At 71.5% G+C, this 14,225-nt stretch carries 15 protein-coding genes; 6 read left to right on the top strand and 9 right to left on the bottom strand.

Translation table 11 applies throughout. From position 1 onward, the window contains the following. Positions 1 to 513, bottom strand: a complete 513-nt coding sequence (ruvC, locus tag AB9M23_RS08725) for a crossover junction endodeoxyribonuclease RuvC (RefSeq protein ID WP_372424134.1) — start codon at positions 511 to 513, stop codon at positions 1 to 3. A 63-nt stretch (positions 514 to 576) separates the two neighbouring features. Between ruvC and AB9M23_RS08720 the strand changes: the two genes are divergently transcribed. The 3 genes from AB9M23_RS08720 to AB9M23_RS08710 all read left to right on the top strand — a co-directional run bounded on the left by AB9M23_RS08720 (position 577) and on the right by AB9M23_RS08710 (position 3,511). Then, positions 577 to 1,356, top strand: a complete 780-nt coding sequence (locus AB9M23_RS08720) for a TSUP family transporter (protein WP_372424133.1) — start codon at positions 577 to 579, stop codon at positions 1,354 to 1,356. A gap of 130 nt (positions 1,357 to 1,486) precedes the next feature. Next, positions 1,487 to 3,013, top strand: a complete 1,527-nt coding sequence (locus AB9M23_RS08715) for a leucyl aminopeptidase (RefSeq protein WP_372424132.1) — start codon at positions 1,487 to 1,489, stop codon at positions 3,011 to 3,013. A 45-nt stretch (positions 3,014 to 3,058) separates the two neighbouring features. Continuing rightward, a complete protein-coding gene (locus tag AB9M23_RS08710; protein ID WP_372424131.1) occupies positions 3,059 to 3,511 on the top strand; it encodes a DNA polymerase III subunit chi in 453 nt (150 codons plus the stop codon). Positions 3,512 to 3,572: 61 nt separating this feature from the next. On the opposite strand, the gene AB9M23_RS08705 is transcribed toward AB9M23_RS08710, so the two are convergent. Both AB9M23_RS08705 and AB9M23_RS08700 read right to left on the bottom strand, forming a co-directional pair. Beyond that, positions 3,573 to 4,604 (bottom strand): tyrosine recombinase, encoded by a 1,032-nt coding sequence (locus tag AB9M23_RS08705; protein WP_372424130.1) that lies wholly within the window; start codon positions 4,602 to 4,604, stop codon positions 3,573 to 3,575. Next, on the bottom strand, positions 4,601 to 4,747 hold the full coding sequence (locus AB9M23_RS08700) for a histidine kinase (RefSeq protein ID WP_372424129.1): 147 nt from the start codon (positions 4,745 to 4,747) through the stop codon (positions 4,601 to 4,603). The genes AB9M23_RS08705 and AB9M23_RS08700 overlap by 4 nt, the downstream gene beginning before the upstream one ends. Before the next feature lie 299 nt (positions 4,748 to 5,046). Here AB9M23_RS08700 and AB9M23_RS08695 point away from each other — a divergent pair, with 299 nt between their 5' ends. Genes AB9M23_RS08695 through AB9M23_RS08685 form a run of 3 tightly spaced genes read left to right on the top strand, consistent with a single transcriptional unit; the run spans position 5,047 to position 8,620 of the window. After that, positions 5,047 to 7,110 (top strand): CHASE domain-containing protein, encoded by a 2,064-nt coding sequence (locus AB9M23_RS08695; protein WP_372424128.1) that lies wholly within the window; start codon positions 5,047 to 5,049, stop codon positions 7,108 to 7,110. After that, the gene (locus AB9M23_RS08690) at positions 7,107 to 7,532 is read left to right on the top strand and encodes a response regulator (protein WP_372424127.1); all 426 of its coding nucleotides are present in this window, start codon (positions 7,107 to 7,109) and stop codon (positions 7,530 to 7,532) included. The genes AB9M23_RS08695 and AB9M23_RS08690 overlap by 4 nt, the downstream gene beginning before the upstream one ends. Positions 7,533 to 7,537: 5 nt before the next feature. Beyond that, positions 7,538 to 8,620: a sensor histidine kinase gene (locus tag AB9M23_RS08685; RefSeq protein ID WP_372424126.1), complete on the top strand. Its 1,083-nt coding sequence runs from the start codon at positions 7,538 to 7,540 to the stop codon at positions 8,618 to 8,620. 6 nt (positions 8,621 to 8,626) lie between these two features. On the opposite strand, the gene AB9M23_RS08680 is transcribed toward AB9M23_RS08685, so the two are convergent. The 6 genes from AB9M23_RS08680 to AB9M23_RS08655 all read right to left on the bottom strand — a co-directional run bounded on the left by AB9M23_RS08680 (position 8,627) and on the right by AB9M23_RS08655 (position 14,072). Next, the gene (locus AB9M23_RS08680; RefSeq protein WP_372424125.1) at positions 8,627 to 9,082 is read right to left on the bottom strand and encodes an acyl-CoA thioesterase; all 456 of its coding nucleotides are present in this window, start codon (positions 9,080 to 9,082) and stop codon (positions 8,627 to 8,629) included. Between the two features lie 154 nt (positions 9,083 to 9,236). Beyond that, positions 9,237 to 10,265: a branched-chain amino acid ABC transporter permease gene (locus tag AB9M23_RS08675; protein WP_372424124.1), complete on the bottom strand. Its 1,029-nt coding sequence runs from the start codon at positions 10,263 to 10,265 to the stop codon at positions 9,237 to 9,239. An 11-nt stretch (positions 10,266 to 10,276) separates the two neighbouring features. Next, positions 10,277 to 11,128 (bottom strand): branched-chain amino acid ABC transporter permease, encoded by an 852-nt coding sequence (locus AB9M23_RS08670; protein WP_372424222.1) that lies wholly within the window; start codon positions 11,126 to 11,128, stop codon positions 10,277 to 10,279. Positions 11,129 to 11,267: 139 nt separating this feature from the next. Then, the gene (locus tag AB9M23_RS08665) at positions 11,268 to 12,473 is read right to left on the bottom strand and encodes an ABC transporter substrate-binding protein (protein WP_372424123.1); all 1,206 of its coding nucleotides are present in this window, start codon (positions 12,471 to 12,473) and stop codon (positions 11,268 to 11,270) included. 50 nt (positions 12,474 to 12,523) lie between these two features. Continuing rightward, on the bottom strand, positions 12,524 to 13,285 hold the full coding sequence (locus AB9M23_RS08660; RefSeq protein WP_372424122.1) for an ABC transporter ATP-binding protein: 762 nt from the start codon (positions 13,283 to 13,285) through the stop codon (positions 12,524 to 12,526). Beyond that, complete coding sequence (locus tag AB9M23_RS08655; protein ID WP_372424121.1) at positions 13,278 to 14,072, bottom strand: ABC transporter ATP-binding protein; 795 nt, start codon at positions 14,070 to 14,072, stop codon at positions 13,278 to 13,280. The genes AB9M23_RS08660 and AB9M23_RS08655 overlap by 8 nt, the downstream gene beginning before the upstream one ends. Positions 14,073 to 14,225: the final 153 nt, after the last annotated feature.

The raw sequence follows: 14,225 nt of genomic DNA, 5'->3' as shown, positions 1-14,225 counted from the left end.
TCACGCCCCCGCCGTCAGCGCCGCCGTCAGGCTGCGCGCCTTGCGATGATGCGCGTGCGCGATGGCGATGGCCAGCGCGTCCGAGGCGTCCGCGCTCTTCGGGTCGGCCTTGGGCAGGAGCACGCGCACCATCGCCGCGACCTGCGCCTTCTCGGCGTGGCCGACGCCCACCACCGTCTTCTTCACCTGGTTCGCCCCGTACTCCGCCACCGGCAGCCCCGCCAGCGCCGGCACGAGCAGCGCCATCGCCCGCGCGTGCCCGAGCTTCAGCGTCGCCTGCGCGTCCTTGTTGACGAAGGTCTCCTCGACGGAGACCTCGTCGGGCGCCCACGCGCGCACGACCGCGGCGAGCCCGTCGTGGATCTGCACGAGGCGCAGTGCCAGCGCGAGATCGCCGTCCGACTGGATGACGCCGCAGGCGACGTAGGAGAGCCTCGTGCCCTGGACGGCCACGAGGCCCCAGCCCGTCTTGCGCAGGCCGGGATCGATGCCGAGGATGCGGATGGAGTCCATCGTCGCCGAGCCGCCGATTCGCTGAAGAGCGCGGGAACGTCGCGCGAACCCGAGGAGTCGCGCGTGTCCGACGTGCTTGTCAATATCGGCGTGCCGGCCCACATCGTCGGCTTTCCGCTCTGGTTCGCCTCGGCGGCGGCCTTCGTCGGCGGGACGGCGCGCGGCTTCTCGGGCTTCGGCGCGGGGCTGATCTTCATGCCGCTCGCCTCGGCGACGCTGGGCCCGCAGACGGCCGCCCCGGTCCTGCTCCTGATCGACACTCTGCTGATCGCCCCCTACGTCCCCGCCGCCTGGCGCGCCTGCGACAGGCGGGCGGTGTCGCTGATGACGCTGGGCGCGTACGTCGGCGTGCCGGCGGGGGCGGCCGTGCTCTTCCTCGTGGAGGAGACGACGATGCGCTGGCTCCTCGTCGCGCTGATCGCTTCCCTCCTGGCGCTCCTCGTCTCGGGCTGGCGCTACCGCGGACGCCCGCGCGCGCCGCTGACGCTGGGCGTGGGCGTGATCTCGGGCGTGCTCTCCGCCGCGGCGCAGGTGGGCGGGCCGCCGGCCATCGCCTACTGGCTCGGCTCGCAGGCGAAGGCGGCGCAGGTGCGCGCGAACCTCGTGGTCTTCGTGGTGCTCGCCGCGCTCGGGACGGCGGTGGCCTACCTCCTCGGCGGGCTCATGACGCCGGCGATCCTCGCCACGGCGCTGGTGATCGGCCCGTTCTACGGGCTCGGCCTCCTCCTCGGCTCGCGGCTCTTCGGGCGCGCGAGCGAGGCGCTGTTCCGGCGCATCTGCTACGGGCTGATCGCGCTCGCCGCGATCGTCTCGCTGCCGACGCTGGACGGGGTCCTGCGCTGAGCGCGGGGCGGGCGCGGCGGCGCCACCACGTCTCGCCCTTGTCCTGCCGCGGGCATCGGCTAACTTGAGCCGAAAGCGTCGCGAATCGAGCGACCCGCGGTCGCCCGCGCATCCCAGTCACGAGGTTTCCATGGCCGAGCCGCTGAAGATCGAGTTCCAGTCCCCCGCCCTGCCCGAGAGCGGCGACCTCGTCGTCCTCGTCGGCGCCGATCTCGCGCTCGGCCCGGTCGCGCAGGACCTGCTCGGGGAGGCGGCGGGCCTCGTCGCGCGCGCCGCCAAGGCGGAGCGCTTCAAGGGCAAGGCCAAGAGCGTCATGGTGCTGCCCGCGCCGGCGGGCCTCGCCGCCGACCGGCTCGTCGTCGTCGGCCTCGGGGCCGCCGGCGACGAGACGCCGCTCGATCTCGTGGCGCTCGGCGGCGCGATCGCCGGGCGCACCGCGGGGCGCGAGGCGACCGTGATCTGCGATTTCGCGGGCCGCGAGGTCGGGCCCGAGGAGATCGCCGAGATGACGCTGGGCGCGCGCCTGCGCGCCTACGCCTTCGACCGCTACAAGTCGAAGAAGGGCAAGAAGGCCAAGGACGAGAAGAACGGAGACGACTCCGAGGAGAAGACCGGCGGGCGCCTCGTGCTCGGCTGCGCCGACCCCGCCGCCGCGAAGAAGGCAGCCAAGGTGCGCGAGAGCCTCGCCGAGGGCGTGGTCCTCGCCCGCGACCTCGTCAACGAGCCCGCGAACGTGCTCGGCCCCGTCGAGTTCGCGGACGCGGCGAAGGCGCTCGAGAAGGTCGGCGTCGACGTCGAGATCCTCGACGAGAAGCAGCTCGCCAAGATCGGCATGCGCGCGCTGCTCGGCGTCGCGCAGGGTTCGGAGCGGCCGGCGCGGGTGGCGATCATGCGCTGGAACGGCGGCGCGAAGAAGGACAAGCCCGTCGCCTTCATCGGCAAGGGCGTCGTCTTCGACACCGGCGGCATCTCGATCAAGCCCGCCGGCGGCATGGAGGACATGAAGGGCGACATGGCCGGCGCGGCCTGCGTCGTCGGACTGATGCACGCGCTCGCCTCGCGCAAGGCGAAGGCCAACGTGGTGGGCGCCATCGGGCTGGTCGAGAACATGCCCGACGGGCGGGCCCAGCGCCCCGGCGACATCGTCGAGACGCTGTCCGGCCAGACTGTGGAGGTGATCAACACCGACGCCGAGGGCCGCCTCGTGCTCGCCGACGTGATGACCTACGTGCGCGACCGCTTCGAGCCCGCCTTCATGATCGACCTCGCCACGCTCACCGGCGCAATCCTGGTGGCGCTCGGCAACGAGCATGCGGGCCTGTTCTCGAACGACGACGCGCTGGCCGAGCGCCTCGTCGCCGCGGGCGAGGCCACCGGCGAGACGGTCTGGCGCATGCCGCTCGGACCCGCCTACGACAAGATGATCGATTCGAAGGTCGCCGACATGAAGAACGTCGGCGGCGGCCGCAACGCCGGCTCGATCACCGCGGCGCAGTTCCTCAAGCGCTACGTCGAGGACACGCCGTGGGCGCATCTCGACATCGCCGGCACCGGCATGGGCGCGCCGCAGAGCGAGATCGTACGCACCTTCGGCTCGGGCTGGGGCGTGCGGCTGCTCGACCGGCTGGTGCGCGACCACTACGAGGGGCGCGGCTGAGGCGCGGCGCGCGGTGGCGCTCCAGATCCCGGGGACGAGCCGGCGATGAGTGACGTCTGGTTCTACCACCTGCAGCGGGCGACCCTAGAGGAGGCGCTGCCCCGGCTCGTCGTCAAGGCGCGGGAGAAGGGCTGGCGGGTGGCGATCCGCACCACCGGGGAGGAGCGCCGCGACGCGCTCGACGACCTGCTCTGGACCTTCGAGGACGAGAGCTTCCTCCCCCACGTGACCGAGACCGACCCGCAGGCGGCCGAGGAGGCCGTGGTGATCCAGACCGGCGAGGGCGACCTCAACGCCCCCGACGCGCTTCTCCTCGTCGACGGCGCGGCCCTGCCCGAGGATCTCGCGCGCTACCAGCGGGTGACCCTGATCTTCGACGGTGACGACGACGACGCGGTGGCGCAGGCGCGGGTGCGCTGGAAGGCCGTGAAGGCCGCCGGCCACGAGGCGTCCTACTGGACCCAGGACGAGAAGGGGCGCTGGGTGAAGAAGGCGTGAGCGGATCGTCGCGCCCCCGGCGGCGTCGCCCCACGTCCCTCGCCGCCTCCGGTCGTGGTGTCTACTCCTCCGGCTCCGGAGACGCGGCGGCGTCCGGCCGCGGGTCCCCCAGCGGGTGGAGATCGCGCACCATCGCCGCGACGCGGGCGTCGAGCACGTGGGTGTAGATCTGGGTCGTGGCGATGTCGGCGTGGCCGAGCAGCTCCTGGATCACGCGCAGGTCCGCGCCGTTCTGCAGCAGATGGCTCGCGAAGGCGTGGCGCAGCACGTGCGGGCTCACCAGCCGCGCGGGGATGCCGGCGGCGCCGGCCAGCGCCTTCAGCTCGCGGGCGAAGGCCTGGCGGGTGAGGTGCCCGCTCTCGCTGTCCGCCGGGAAGAGCCAGGCGGTCTTCCCCGCGGGGGCGGGGCCGTCGTGCTCGAGCGCCGCGAGATAGTCCTGCGCCGCCGCCCGGGCGGGCTCGGTCACCGGCACGAGCCGCTCCTTGCCACCCTTGCCGCGGATCACGAGCGCCCGCTCGCGGGTGCGCGCCGCCGCGCGCGGCAGGGCGACGAGCTCGGAGACGCGCAGGCCCGTGGCGTAGAGATACTCGAGCAGGCAGCGCAGCCTCAGCGCCCGCAGCCGCGCCTTCGCGCCGATGCCCGGCACCGCGGCGGCCTCGGTCGCGACCGCGAGAAGCCGGTCGACCTCGTCCACCGAGAGCGTCTTGGGCAGGCCGCGCGCCTGCTTGGGCCCCTGCAGGGTCGCCGTCGGGTCGTGCGCCGAAAGGCCCTCGGCGAGCAGGAAGGCGTGGAAGCGCCGCACCGCCGACAGCCGCCGCGCGCTCGACGAAGCCTTGAGCCCGCGCTCGGCGATCGAGGCGAGGAAGCCGCGCACGGTCTGCGCGCGCGCCTCCACCACCGCCGTGCCCACCTCCGCGAGATAGTCGAGATAATCCGCGAGGTCGCGGCCGTAGGCGTCGAGCGTGTTGCGCGCGGCTCCGCGCTCGGCGGCCAGCATGTCGAGGAAGAGACCGACGAGCCGCGCGTCGCCCGGCCGCTCGTCGCCACCCCGCGCCGCGCCCGCCGCGGGGCGTTCCCGTCGCGGCCGGCTCATCGCGGCGCGAGCCGTGTGGGCGGCACCGTCGTCGAGATCTCCCGTACGTCCGGCTCGACGAACAGGGCGAGCGCCCACATGCCGGCATAGACGACGCCGGCCAGGAGGCCGAGCATCACGACGAGACGGAACAGGGTGGGCACGGTCTCGAGGCTCCCGGGCTGTGGAACGGCGCGGACGACACGAAACGGCCCGCGTCGCGCCGTCTCCGGGCCACGGGGCCGAACCAGGCGCGGTGGACGAACCCTAGGCGCCCGTCCGGCCCTTGCCTAGCCCCCGAAGGAAGCGGCCGGATCTGCGACCGCGCGGGGCGCCGTTTCGGCCGGGTCGCCCGTGCCCATCGGTGGAACAATCGCCGTGCCTGCGCGTTATGTCTGGCCACGCTGCGGCCTCGCGCCGTCGGTTGGCGCACGCCCCGGGACCAAGACGCGAGAGCGACGGAATGGACGACATGAACGCCGCACGGCTGGAGGACGCCGGCGGCGGCAGGACGCGCGGCGCGCGGCCGACGCGCCTCACCGGCCGGAACCTGCTCGCTCCCGCCGTCGTGTTCGCCGTCGGCCTCGCCAGCACCGTGATCGCCGGGCTTTCCTACGATCGGGTGGCCGCCGAACGCGACGCGCAGCGATTCGAATCACTCGTCGCCCAGCGGGTGATCTCGATCGACGAGCGCATGAGCCTCTATGTCGGGCTGCTGCGCGGCGTCGCCGCCTATTTCGCCGTCGACCAGACCATCGATCGCGCGCGCTTCTCCGCGCTGATCCGGCGCCTGCGGATCGACGAGGAGTACCCGGGCGTCCAGGGTGTCGGCTACGTGTCGCTGATCGAGGACGCCGCGGCGCAGGCCACCCTCGAGGAAGCGATGCGCACCCAGGGCGTCGCCGGCTTCGCGGTCTGGCCCGACGCGGACGACCGCACGCCGGAGTCGGCGGCGGATACGTCGGAGGCCCTGCGCAGCGCGATCGCGCTCCTCCAGCCCGAAGATGCCCGCAACAGGCAGGCCATCGGCTTCGACATGGCCTCCGAGGAGACGCGGCGCGCCGCCATGATCCGAGCCCGCGACCGCGGCAGCGCGACCGCGTCGGGGCGCGTGACCCTCGTCCAGGAGACGGACGAGGACGTGCAGCCGGGCTTCCTCGTCTACCTGCCGGTTTATGCCGGCGGGCGCATCCCGGAGACCGTCGAGGAGCGCCGGCGCCTGCTCGAGGGCTGGGTCTACGCGCCCTTCCGCGCCCGCGACCTGTTCGACCGCGCCCTGTTCCAGGGGCTCGGCGGCGAGCTCGCCTTCGCGGTCTACGACGGTGTCGAGCCGACGCCGGAGAACCTGCTCTACCGCACCCGCGATCTCGGCGAGCCCGGCCGGCTGGGCTTCGCCAGCGTAGAGCGCATCACCATCGCCGACAAGCCGTGGACCGTCGTGCTCGAGACCGCGCCGCTGTTCGAGCGGGCCTCGCCGCGGGTCTTCACGCCCTTCATCTTCCTCGCCGGGCTCCTCGCCACCGGCATGCTCACCGCCGCGAGCGTGCGGCAGGCCCGGGCGGTGGACGCGGCGGAGCAGGCGCGCACCGAGGTCGAGGAGCTCAACCACACGCTCGAGCACCGGGTCGAGCGGCGAACGGCGCAGCTCGAGCGCGCCCGGGCCCGCCTCGCCGAGCTCAACGTCGATCTCGAGCGGGCCGTCCAGGCGCGCACCGCGGAGCTCACCGCCGCCAACGAGGAGATCCAGCGCTTCGCCTACATCGTCAGCCACGATCTGCGCGCGCCGCTCGTGAACGTGATGGGGTTCACCGCCGAACTCGAGACGGTGCGCTCGGACGTCGAGGCCCTCCTCGCCGACTTGGCGGAGAAGGCGCCGGAGATCGCCAGCGAGGACGCGCGACGCGCCATCGAATCCGACCTGCCGGAGGCGCTCGGCTTCATTCGAGCCTCCACGCAGAAGATGGACCGGCTGATCAACGCCATCCTCAAGCTCTCCCGCGAGGGCCGGCGGGTGCTGTCGGCCGAGCCCGTCGCGCTCTCCGAGATCGTCGAGGGACTGCGCGACAGCCTCGCCCACCAGCTCGTCGAGCGTGACGCCACGATCGAGATCGGGCCGCTGCCGCGGATCACCTCCGATCGGCTCGCCCTCGAGCAGATCATCGGCAACGTGGTCGAGAACGCGGTGAAGTACCTCGACCCGGCGCGGCCGGGGCGGATCCGCGTGACGGGGCAGGACGCCGGTCCACTGGTGCGCCTCGCCGTCACCGACAACGGCCGAGGCATCTCGCAGACCGACTTCGAGCGGATCTTCGACCTGTTCCGCCGGGCCGGGCGCCAGGACGTGCCGGGCGAGGGGATCGGCCTCGCCCACACCCGTGCGCTGGTGCGCCGCCTCGGCGGCTCGATCGAGGTCGAGTCGACGGCGGGAGAGGGCTCGACATTCACGATCACGTTGCCGAAAGTGCTCGACGACGCCACCAAGGCGTCCAAGGACGAAAACAAGGACCAGAAGGAGAGCGTGGCATGAGCCCGCAGCCCGTCACCATCATCATGGTCGAGGACGACCAGGGCCACGCCCGCCTCATCGAGAAGAACGTCCGCCGCGCCGGCGTGAACAACGAGATCCGGCACTTCGTCGACGGCACCTCGGCGCTCGCCCACGTGATGCAGGAGGAGGTGCGCGCCAACGGCCCGCTCCTCGTCCTGCTGGATCTCAACCTGCCGGACATGAGCGGCATCGACATCCTGGCCAAGCTCAAGGCCGACGAGCGCCTCCGGCGTGCGCCGGTGATCGTGCTGACGACCACGGACGACCAGCGCGAGATCCAGCGCTGCTACGACCTCGGCTGCAACGTGTACATCACCAAGCCGGTCGAGTACGAGACCTTCGCCCAGGCCATCCGGCAGCTGGGTCTCTTCCTCTCCGTGATGCAGGTGCCAGAGGCCTGACGATCGTGCCCTACCAGCTCGAAGGCGTGCGCCTCCTCTACATCGACGACGATCCCGCCTTCGGCCGCCTGGTCGAGCGCACGCTCGCCCGCAAGGGCATCGCCGTCAGCTTCGCGCTCGGAGGCGACGAGGGGGTCGCGGCGCTCGGGACGGGCGGCTTCGACGTGGTCGCCCTCGACCATTTCATGCCGGGCAAGGAGGGGCTGGAGGTGCTGGCGGAGATCCGCGCCCTCCCCGATCCGCCACCGGTGGTCTACGTCACCGGCGCGGACGAGGGGCGCATAGCGGTCGCGGCGCTGAAGGCCGGGGCCGCGGACTACATCGTCAAGGACGTGGGCGGCGCCTTCTTCGACCTGCTGGTCGCCGGCATCGGCCAGTCGCTGACCCAGGAGCGCGTCCGCCGCGCCAAGGAGGCCGCGGAGCGCGAGGTGCGCGAGCAGCGCGACCGGGCGGAGATGCTGCTGCGCGAGGTCAACCACCGCGTCGCCAACTCGCTCCAGCTCGTCTCCTCGCTGGTCTCGATGCAGAAGTCGATCGTCACCGATCCGGCGGCACGCTCGGTTCTCGTGGAGACGCAGTCCCGCATCACCGCGATCGCGCAGATCCACCGGCGGCTCTACACCTCGCCGGACATCCGCGCGGTGTCGATGGACGCCTACCTGCGCGGCCTGATCGAGGAGCTCGCCGCCGCGCTGCAGGCGCAGGGTGAGCGGCACGAGCTGAAGGTGCGGGCGGACGGCGTTCCGATGCCGACGGACAAGGCGGTGTCGCTCGGGGTGATCGTCGCGGAGCTCGTGACGAACGCGGTGAAGTACGCCTACCCCGCGGGTGCCGGCGGGGAGATCCGCGTTCTCCTCCTGCGCGAGAGCGGCGGCATGGCGCGGCTCGTGGTCGAGGACGACGGCGCCGGCTGGCGCGGCGACGAGCCGGCGACGGGGAGCGGGCTCGGCACCCGGATCATCAGGTCGATGGCCTCGGCGCTCCAGTCGAAGCTCGAGTTCGACCCCAGCCACCGGGGGACGAAGGTGATGCTGAGCTTCGCGGTGGACGAGGATGTGCAGGAGGACCCGGCGCGGCGCGTCGGATGAGAACCGTCAGGCCGTCGATGGGAGCGCCGTGATCGGCAGCCGCTCGAGCGCCGCGCGGATCTCCGGCGGGATCGGCACCGGCCGGCTGTTTTCACGTGAAACGAAGACGTGGGTGAAGCGCCCCGCCGCCGCGGCCGCGGGCGCCCCGGCCTTGAAGATCCCGACCGCGTAGGTGACCGAAGACGTGCCGAGCCGGGCGACCGTGATCCCGGCCTCCAGCCCCTCGGGGAAGGCGACGCTCTCGAAATAGGCGCAGGACGTCTCGACCACGAGCCCGATCACCGGGCTCGCCGCGACGTCGAGCAGGCCCTCGTCGACGTACCAGCCGTTCACGGCCGTGTCGAAGTAGCTGTAGTAGACCACGTTGTTGACGTGGCCGTAGACGTCGTTGTCCATCCAGCGCGTCTGGATCGGCCTGAAGACGGCGAACGCGTCGCGCGCGGGGCGGGGCTGACGGGACACGCGGGGGGGCCTCCTCGATGGGTCGGCCCGAGCATAGGCGCGGCATCTCCCGGCGTCACGCCCCCGCCCGACGGGCCGCCCGGCGCCCGTCGCCCGTCGACTCTCCGGCCTTCGGCCTCGCCCCTCTCCTGTGGGGAGGAACCGATCGGCGCCGTCATCCACCCTTCGCGCCATCCGCCGATGTCGCGCCCGCCCTTCCGGGCGCGACGCGCTCGGGATCGTCGTCTCGGCTCTCACGCCCCCGCGCCTTCTCCGAAGAGGCGCGTCGCGCGGCGAAGGCCATCGCCTCGCCGACGATCCCGCGGCGGAACAACAGGACGACCACGACGAAGATCACGCCCTGCGTGACGAGCACCCATTCGCCGAAGCCGGCGAGGTAGTTCTGCATGGTGACGATGACCGCCGCGCCGACCACGGGGCCGAACACCGTCCCCATGCCGCCCACCAGCGTCATCAGCACCACCTCGCCCGACATCTGCCAGGCGACGTCGGTGAGGGACGCGAGCTGGAACGCGAGCGCCTTCGTCGCGCCCGCGAGCCCGGCCAGCGCGGCCGAGAGCGTGAAGGCGAGGAGCTTGTAGCGGTCCACCGCGTAGCCGAGCGAGATCGCGCGGGGCTCGTTCTCGCGGATGGCCTTGAGCACCTGCCCGAACGGCGAGTGGATCGTGCGGTATACGAGCAGGAAGCCCGCGGTGAAGATCGCCAGCACGACGTAGTAGAGCACCGTGTCGTCGCGCGTGTCGATCACGCCGAGGATCGGCGTGCGCGGGATCGCCTGGATGCCGTCCTCGCCACCGGTGAAGGGGGCCTGGAGCGCGAAGAAGTAGAACATCTGCGCGAGCGCCAGAGTCACCATGGCGAAGTAGATGCCCTGGCGGCGGATCGCAAGCGCGCCGACGACGAGGCCCATGGCCCCGGCCGCCAGCGCGGCCGCGGGGATCGCGAGCTCCGGCGGCCAACCCCAGACCTTGAGCATGTGGCCGCAGAAGTACGAGGCGCCGCCGAAGAACATCGCGTGCCCGAAGGAGAGCAGGCCCACGTAGCCGACGAGCAGGTTGAAGGCGCAGGCGAAGAGCGCGAAGCACAGCACCTTCACCAGGAAGACCGGGTAGAGGAAGAACGGCGCCACGAGCGCCAGCGCCAGGAAGGCGAGGAAGGCGAGCTTGCCGCGCGAGATGGTCATGCGATCCCCTCTCACTTGGCGGTGCCGAACAGGCCGGCCGGCTTCACGAGGAGCACGATCGCCATGACGACGAAGATCACCGTGCTCGACGCCTCCGGCCAGAAGACCCTGGTGAGGCCCTCGACGATGCCCAGCGCGTAGCCGGTGACGATGGCGCCGAGGATCGAGCCCATGCCGCCGATCACCACCACGGCGAAGACGACGATGATCAGGTTCGCCCCCATCAAGGGGCTCACCTGGTAGATCGGTGCGGCGAGCACCCCGGCGAAGCCCGCGAGCGCGACGCCGAAGCCGTAGGTGAGCGTGATCATCAAGGGCACGTTGACGCCGAAGGCCTGCACGAGGTCGGGCCGCTCGGTGGCCGCACGCAGGTAGGACCCGAGCTTGGTGCGCTCGATCACGAGCCACGTCCCGAAGCAGACGACGAGCGAGGCGACGACGACCCAGCCGCGATAGGTCGGCAGGAACATGAAGCCGAGATTGGTCCCGCCCGGCAGCGGGTTCGGGTAGGGCTGACCGGAGACGCCGTATTGCGAGCGAAACAGGCCCTCGATGATGAGCGCGAGGCCGAAGGTCAGGAGCAGGCCGTAGAGGTGGTCGAGGTGGTAGAGCCGCCGCAGCATCGTGCGCTCGATGACGATGCCGACCGCCCCGACGATCACCGGCGCGAGCACCAGCGCGCCCCAATAGGGCACGCCGAAGACGACGAGCAGGATGTAGGCGACGAAGGCGCCCATCATGTACTGCGCGCCGTGGGTGAAGTTGATGACGTTGAGGAGACCGAAGATGACCGCGAGCCCGAGGCTCAGGACCGCGTAGAAGGCGCCGTTGATCAGCCCGAGCATGAGCTGGCCGAACAGCATCTGCGGGGATACTCCGATGAGTTCGAGCACGGGCGGCGGGCCTCGATCCTGGCGGTGGGTCTGCGGGCGAGAAGGCGGGTGGCGGCGGCGCCGGGCACGGGGGCGATGGACCCCACCCCCGCGCCGCCGCGCCCCGCGATCAGTTCACGAGCGGGCACTCGCCCTCGGCGAGCGGGCGGAAGGCCTCGGCCGCGGGAATCGTGGCGCGCAGGGTGTAGTAGTCCCAAGGCCCCTGCGAGTCCTCCGGCGCCTTCACCTCGAACAGGTACATGTCGTGGATCTTGCGCCCGTCCTGCCGGATCTCGCCCTCGCCGAACAGCCGGTCGCTCGTCGGCATCTCCTTCATCGCCGCGACGACCGCGGCGCCGTCCTCCACCGAGCCGACCTCGGCGACGGCCTTGAGATAGTGCGTCACGGCGGAGTAGACGCCGGCATGGACCATGGTGGGATGCTGGCCGCTGTTCGCCGCGGCGAACTCCTCCGCGAAGGCGCGGTTGGCGTCGTTCAGGTCCCAGTACCACGCCTCGGTGAAGATCAGCCCCTGCGCCACCGGCAGGCCGAGCGCGTGCACGTCCGTGAGGAACATCAAGAGCGCGGCGAGGCTCTGGCCGGACTGGACGATGCCGAACTCCGCGGCCTGCTTGACGGTGTTCACCGTGTCGCCGCCGGCGTTGGCGAGCCCGATGATCTGCGCGCCCGAGGCCTGCGCCTGGAGCAGGAAGGACGAGAAGTCCGAACCCGGGAAGGGATGGCGCACGGTACCCACCACCTCGCCGCCGTTCTCCACGACCACCGCCGACGTGTCGCGCTCGAGCGCGTGGCCGAAGGCGTAGTCCGCGGTGATGAAGAACCAGCTCTCGCCGCCGGTCTCGACGATGGCCTTGCCGGTGCCGTTGGCGAGCGACCAGGTGTCGTAGGTCCAGTGCACCGTGTTGGGCGAGCAGGCCTTGCCGGTGAGGTCGGACGTCGCCGCTCCCGAGGACAGGAACACCTTGTTGCGCTCGCGGGTGAGCTCGTTGATGGCGAGCGCCACCGAGGAGGTCGGCACGTCCACGATCATGTCGACGCCGTCGACGTCGTACCATTGCCGTGCGACCGACGAGCCGACGTCCGGCTTGTTCTGGTGGTCGGCGAAGACGAGCTCGACCGAAAGCCCGTGCGCTGCGGGGTCGAAGTCCTCGATCGCCTTGCGCGCGGCCCAGACGGAGCCCTGGCCGGTGAGATCGGAATAGAGGCCCGACTGGTCGTTGAGGACGCCGATGGTCACCTCGGTCTGGGCGGCGGCGCTCGTGGCGGCCGTCAGCGCCAGAGCCGAGAGGCCGGCGAAGAGCATGCGTTTGGTCATGGTCGTTCTCCCTTCGTTTGCGGCGCGGCCCGAACGCCCGTCTTCGTTGTTCAGACGCCGAGATAGTCCTGCAGCGTCTTCATGTTGGAGCCGATATCCTCGTTGCGGAACATCTCCACCACCTGGCCATGCTCGACGACGTAGTGCCGGTCGGCGACGGTCGCGGCGAAGTGGAAGTTCTGCTCGACGAGCAGGATGGTGAAGCCCTTGCGCTTGAGCTCACCGATGATGGCGCCGATCTGCTGCACGATGACGGGGGCGAGCCCCTCCGTCGGCTCGTCGAGCAGCAGCAGCTTGGCGCCGGTGCGCAGCACGCGGGCGATGGCGAGCATCTGCTGCTCGCCGCCCGAGAGCTTGGTGCCCTGGCTCGCACGGCGCTCCCGGAGGCGCGGGAAGAGGTCGTAGACCTCCGCGACACTCATGCCGCCGGGCTTGACCACGGGGGGCAGTTCCAGGTTCTCGCGCACGTCGAGGCTCGCGAAGATGCCGCGCTCCTCCGGCACGTAGCCGATGCCGAGCCGCGCGATCCTGTCGGAGCGCAGCGCCATGGTCTCGACCCCGTCGAACACGATCGAGCCCGAGCGCTGGCGCAGCATGCCCATGATGGCGCGCATCGTCGTGGTCTTGCCGGCGCCGTTGCGGCCGAGCAGCGTGACGACCTCGCCCGCCGCGATCTCGAACTCCATGCCGTGCAGCACATGGCTCTCGCCGTACCAGGCGTCGAGATCGCGCACGCCGAGAAGCGGGCGGGCGCGGGCGGCCGCGTCGGCACGGGGCTTCTCTCCGGGCGTCTCGGGCACCGCCTCAACCATCGGCCGGCGCCGCCGCGCTCGCGTCGGTCCCCGTGCCGGCGCCCGTTCCCATGTAGGCCTCCACGACGCGCGGATCGGTCGAGACCTCCGCGTAGGAGCCCTCCGCCAGGATCTCGCCGCGCGCGAGAACCGTGATCGTGTCGGAGAGGTCGGCGACGACGGAGAGGTTGTGCTCCACCATCAGCACCGTGCGGTCCTTCGCGACGCGGCGGATCAGCGCCGCGGTGCGGCCGATGTCCTCGCGCCCCATGCCCGAGGTCGGCTCGTCGAGGAGCAGCATCTCGGGATCGAGGGCGAGCGTGGTGGCGATCTCGAGCGCGCGCTTGCGGCCGTAGGGCAGCTCGACGGCGGTGAGGTCGCGGTAGGCGGCGAGCCCGACGTCCTCGAGCAGCGCCGTCGCCCGCGCGTCGAGCTCGGAGAGCGAGCGCTCGGAGCGCCAGAAGTGGAAGGACGTGCCGAGCCTGCGCTGGAGCGCGACGCGCACGTTCTCGAGCAGAGTGAGGTGGCCGAAGGTGGCGGAGATCTGGAAGCTGCGCACCATGCCCATCTTGGCGACGTCCGCCGGCTTCGCGCGGGTGACGTCGCGCCCGCCGAACAGGATCGTCCCGCGGGTCGGCTCGAGGAACTTGGTGATCAGGTTGAAGCAGGTGGTCTTGCCGGCGCCATTGGGGCCGATCAGCGCATGGATGGCGCCACGCCTCACCTTCAGGTCGACGCCCGAGACCGCGGCGAAACCCTTGAATTCCTTCGTCAGGCCCCGCGTCTCGAGGATGATGCCGTCGCTCATGCACACCGCCCCGCCTCGTGCGGGGTCATGTGGCCACAAAGGCCGAGCAGGGTCAAGCTGTCGCAGCCCTGCCGCTGCGACCCCGCCGGGGTCGGAACTCACGATGGAACGTCCGCGGCCCGGACATCCGGACCGCCTCCGGACGTCGTGTGT

Source organism: Salinarimonas chemoclinalis, assembly GCF_041514305.1.
In the GTDB taxonomy this organism is placed as follows: domain Bacteria; phylum Pseudomonadota; class Alphaproteobacteria; order Rhizobiales; family Beijerinckiaceae; genus Salinarimonas; species Salinarimonas chemoclinalis.
The sequence above is the reverse complement of the archived record's forward strand: the minus strand, read 5'-3'. Positions and strand labels throughout refer to the sequence as shown.

Excerpts from the sequence above, each read along its gene's own strand:
- AB9M23_RS08705 (WP_372424130.1), bottom strand. The coding sequence starts at position 4,604 with ATGAGCCGGCCGCGACGGGAACGCCCCGCGGCGGGCGCGGCGCGGGGT.
- AB9M23_RS08670 (WP_372424222.1), bottom strand. The coding sequence starts at position 11,128 with ATGCTGTTCGGCCAGCTCATGCTCGGGCTGATCAACGGCGCCTTCTAC.
- AB9M23_RS08710 (WP_372424131.1), top strand. The coding sequence starts at position 3,059 with ATGAGTGACGTCTGGTTCTACCACCTGCAGCGGGCGACCCTAGAGGAG.
- AB9M23_RS08715 (WP_372424132.1), top strand. The coding sequence starts at position 1,487 with ATGGCCGAGCCGCTGAAGATCGAGTTCCAGTCCCCCGCCCTGCCCGAG.
- AB9M23_RS08660 (WP_372424122.1), bottom strand. The coding sequence starts at position 13,285 with ATGGTTGAGGCGGTGCCCGAGACGCCCGGAGAGAAGCCCCGTGCCGAC.
- AB9M23_RS08690 (WP_372424127.1), top strand. The coding sequence starts at position 7,107 with ATGAGCCCGCAGCCCGTCACCATCATCATGGTCGAGGACGACCAGGGC.
- AB9M23_RS08695 (WP_372424128.1), top strand. The coding sequence starts at position 5,047 with ATGGACGACATGAACGCCGCACGGCTGGAGGACGCCGGCGGCGGCAGG.
- AB9M23_RS08675 (WP_372424124.1), bottom strand. The coding sequence starts at position 10,265 with ATGACCATCTCGCGCGGCAAGCTCGCCTTCCTCGCCTTCCTGGCGCTG.
- ruvC (WP_372424134.1), bottom strand. The coding sequence starts at position 513 with ATGGACTCCATCCGCATCCTCGGCATCGATCCCGGCCTGCGCAAGACG.
- AB9M23_RS08655 (WP_372424121.1), bottom strand. The coding sequence starts at position 14,072 with ATGAGCGACGGCATCATCCTCGAGACGCGGGGCCTGACGAAGGAATTC.
- AB9M23_RS08665 (WP_372424123.1), bottom strand. The coding sequence starts at position 12,473 with ATGACCAAACGCATGCTCTTCGCCGGCCTCTCGGCTCTGGCGCTGACG.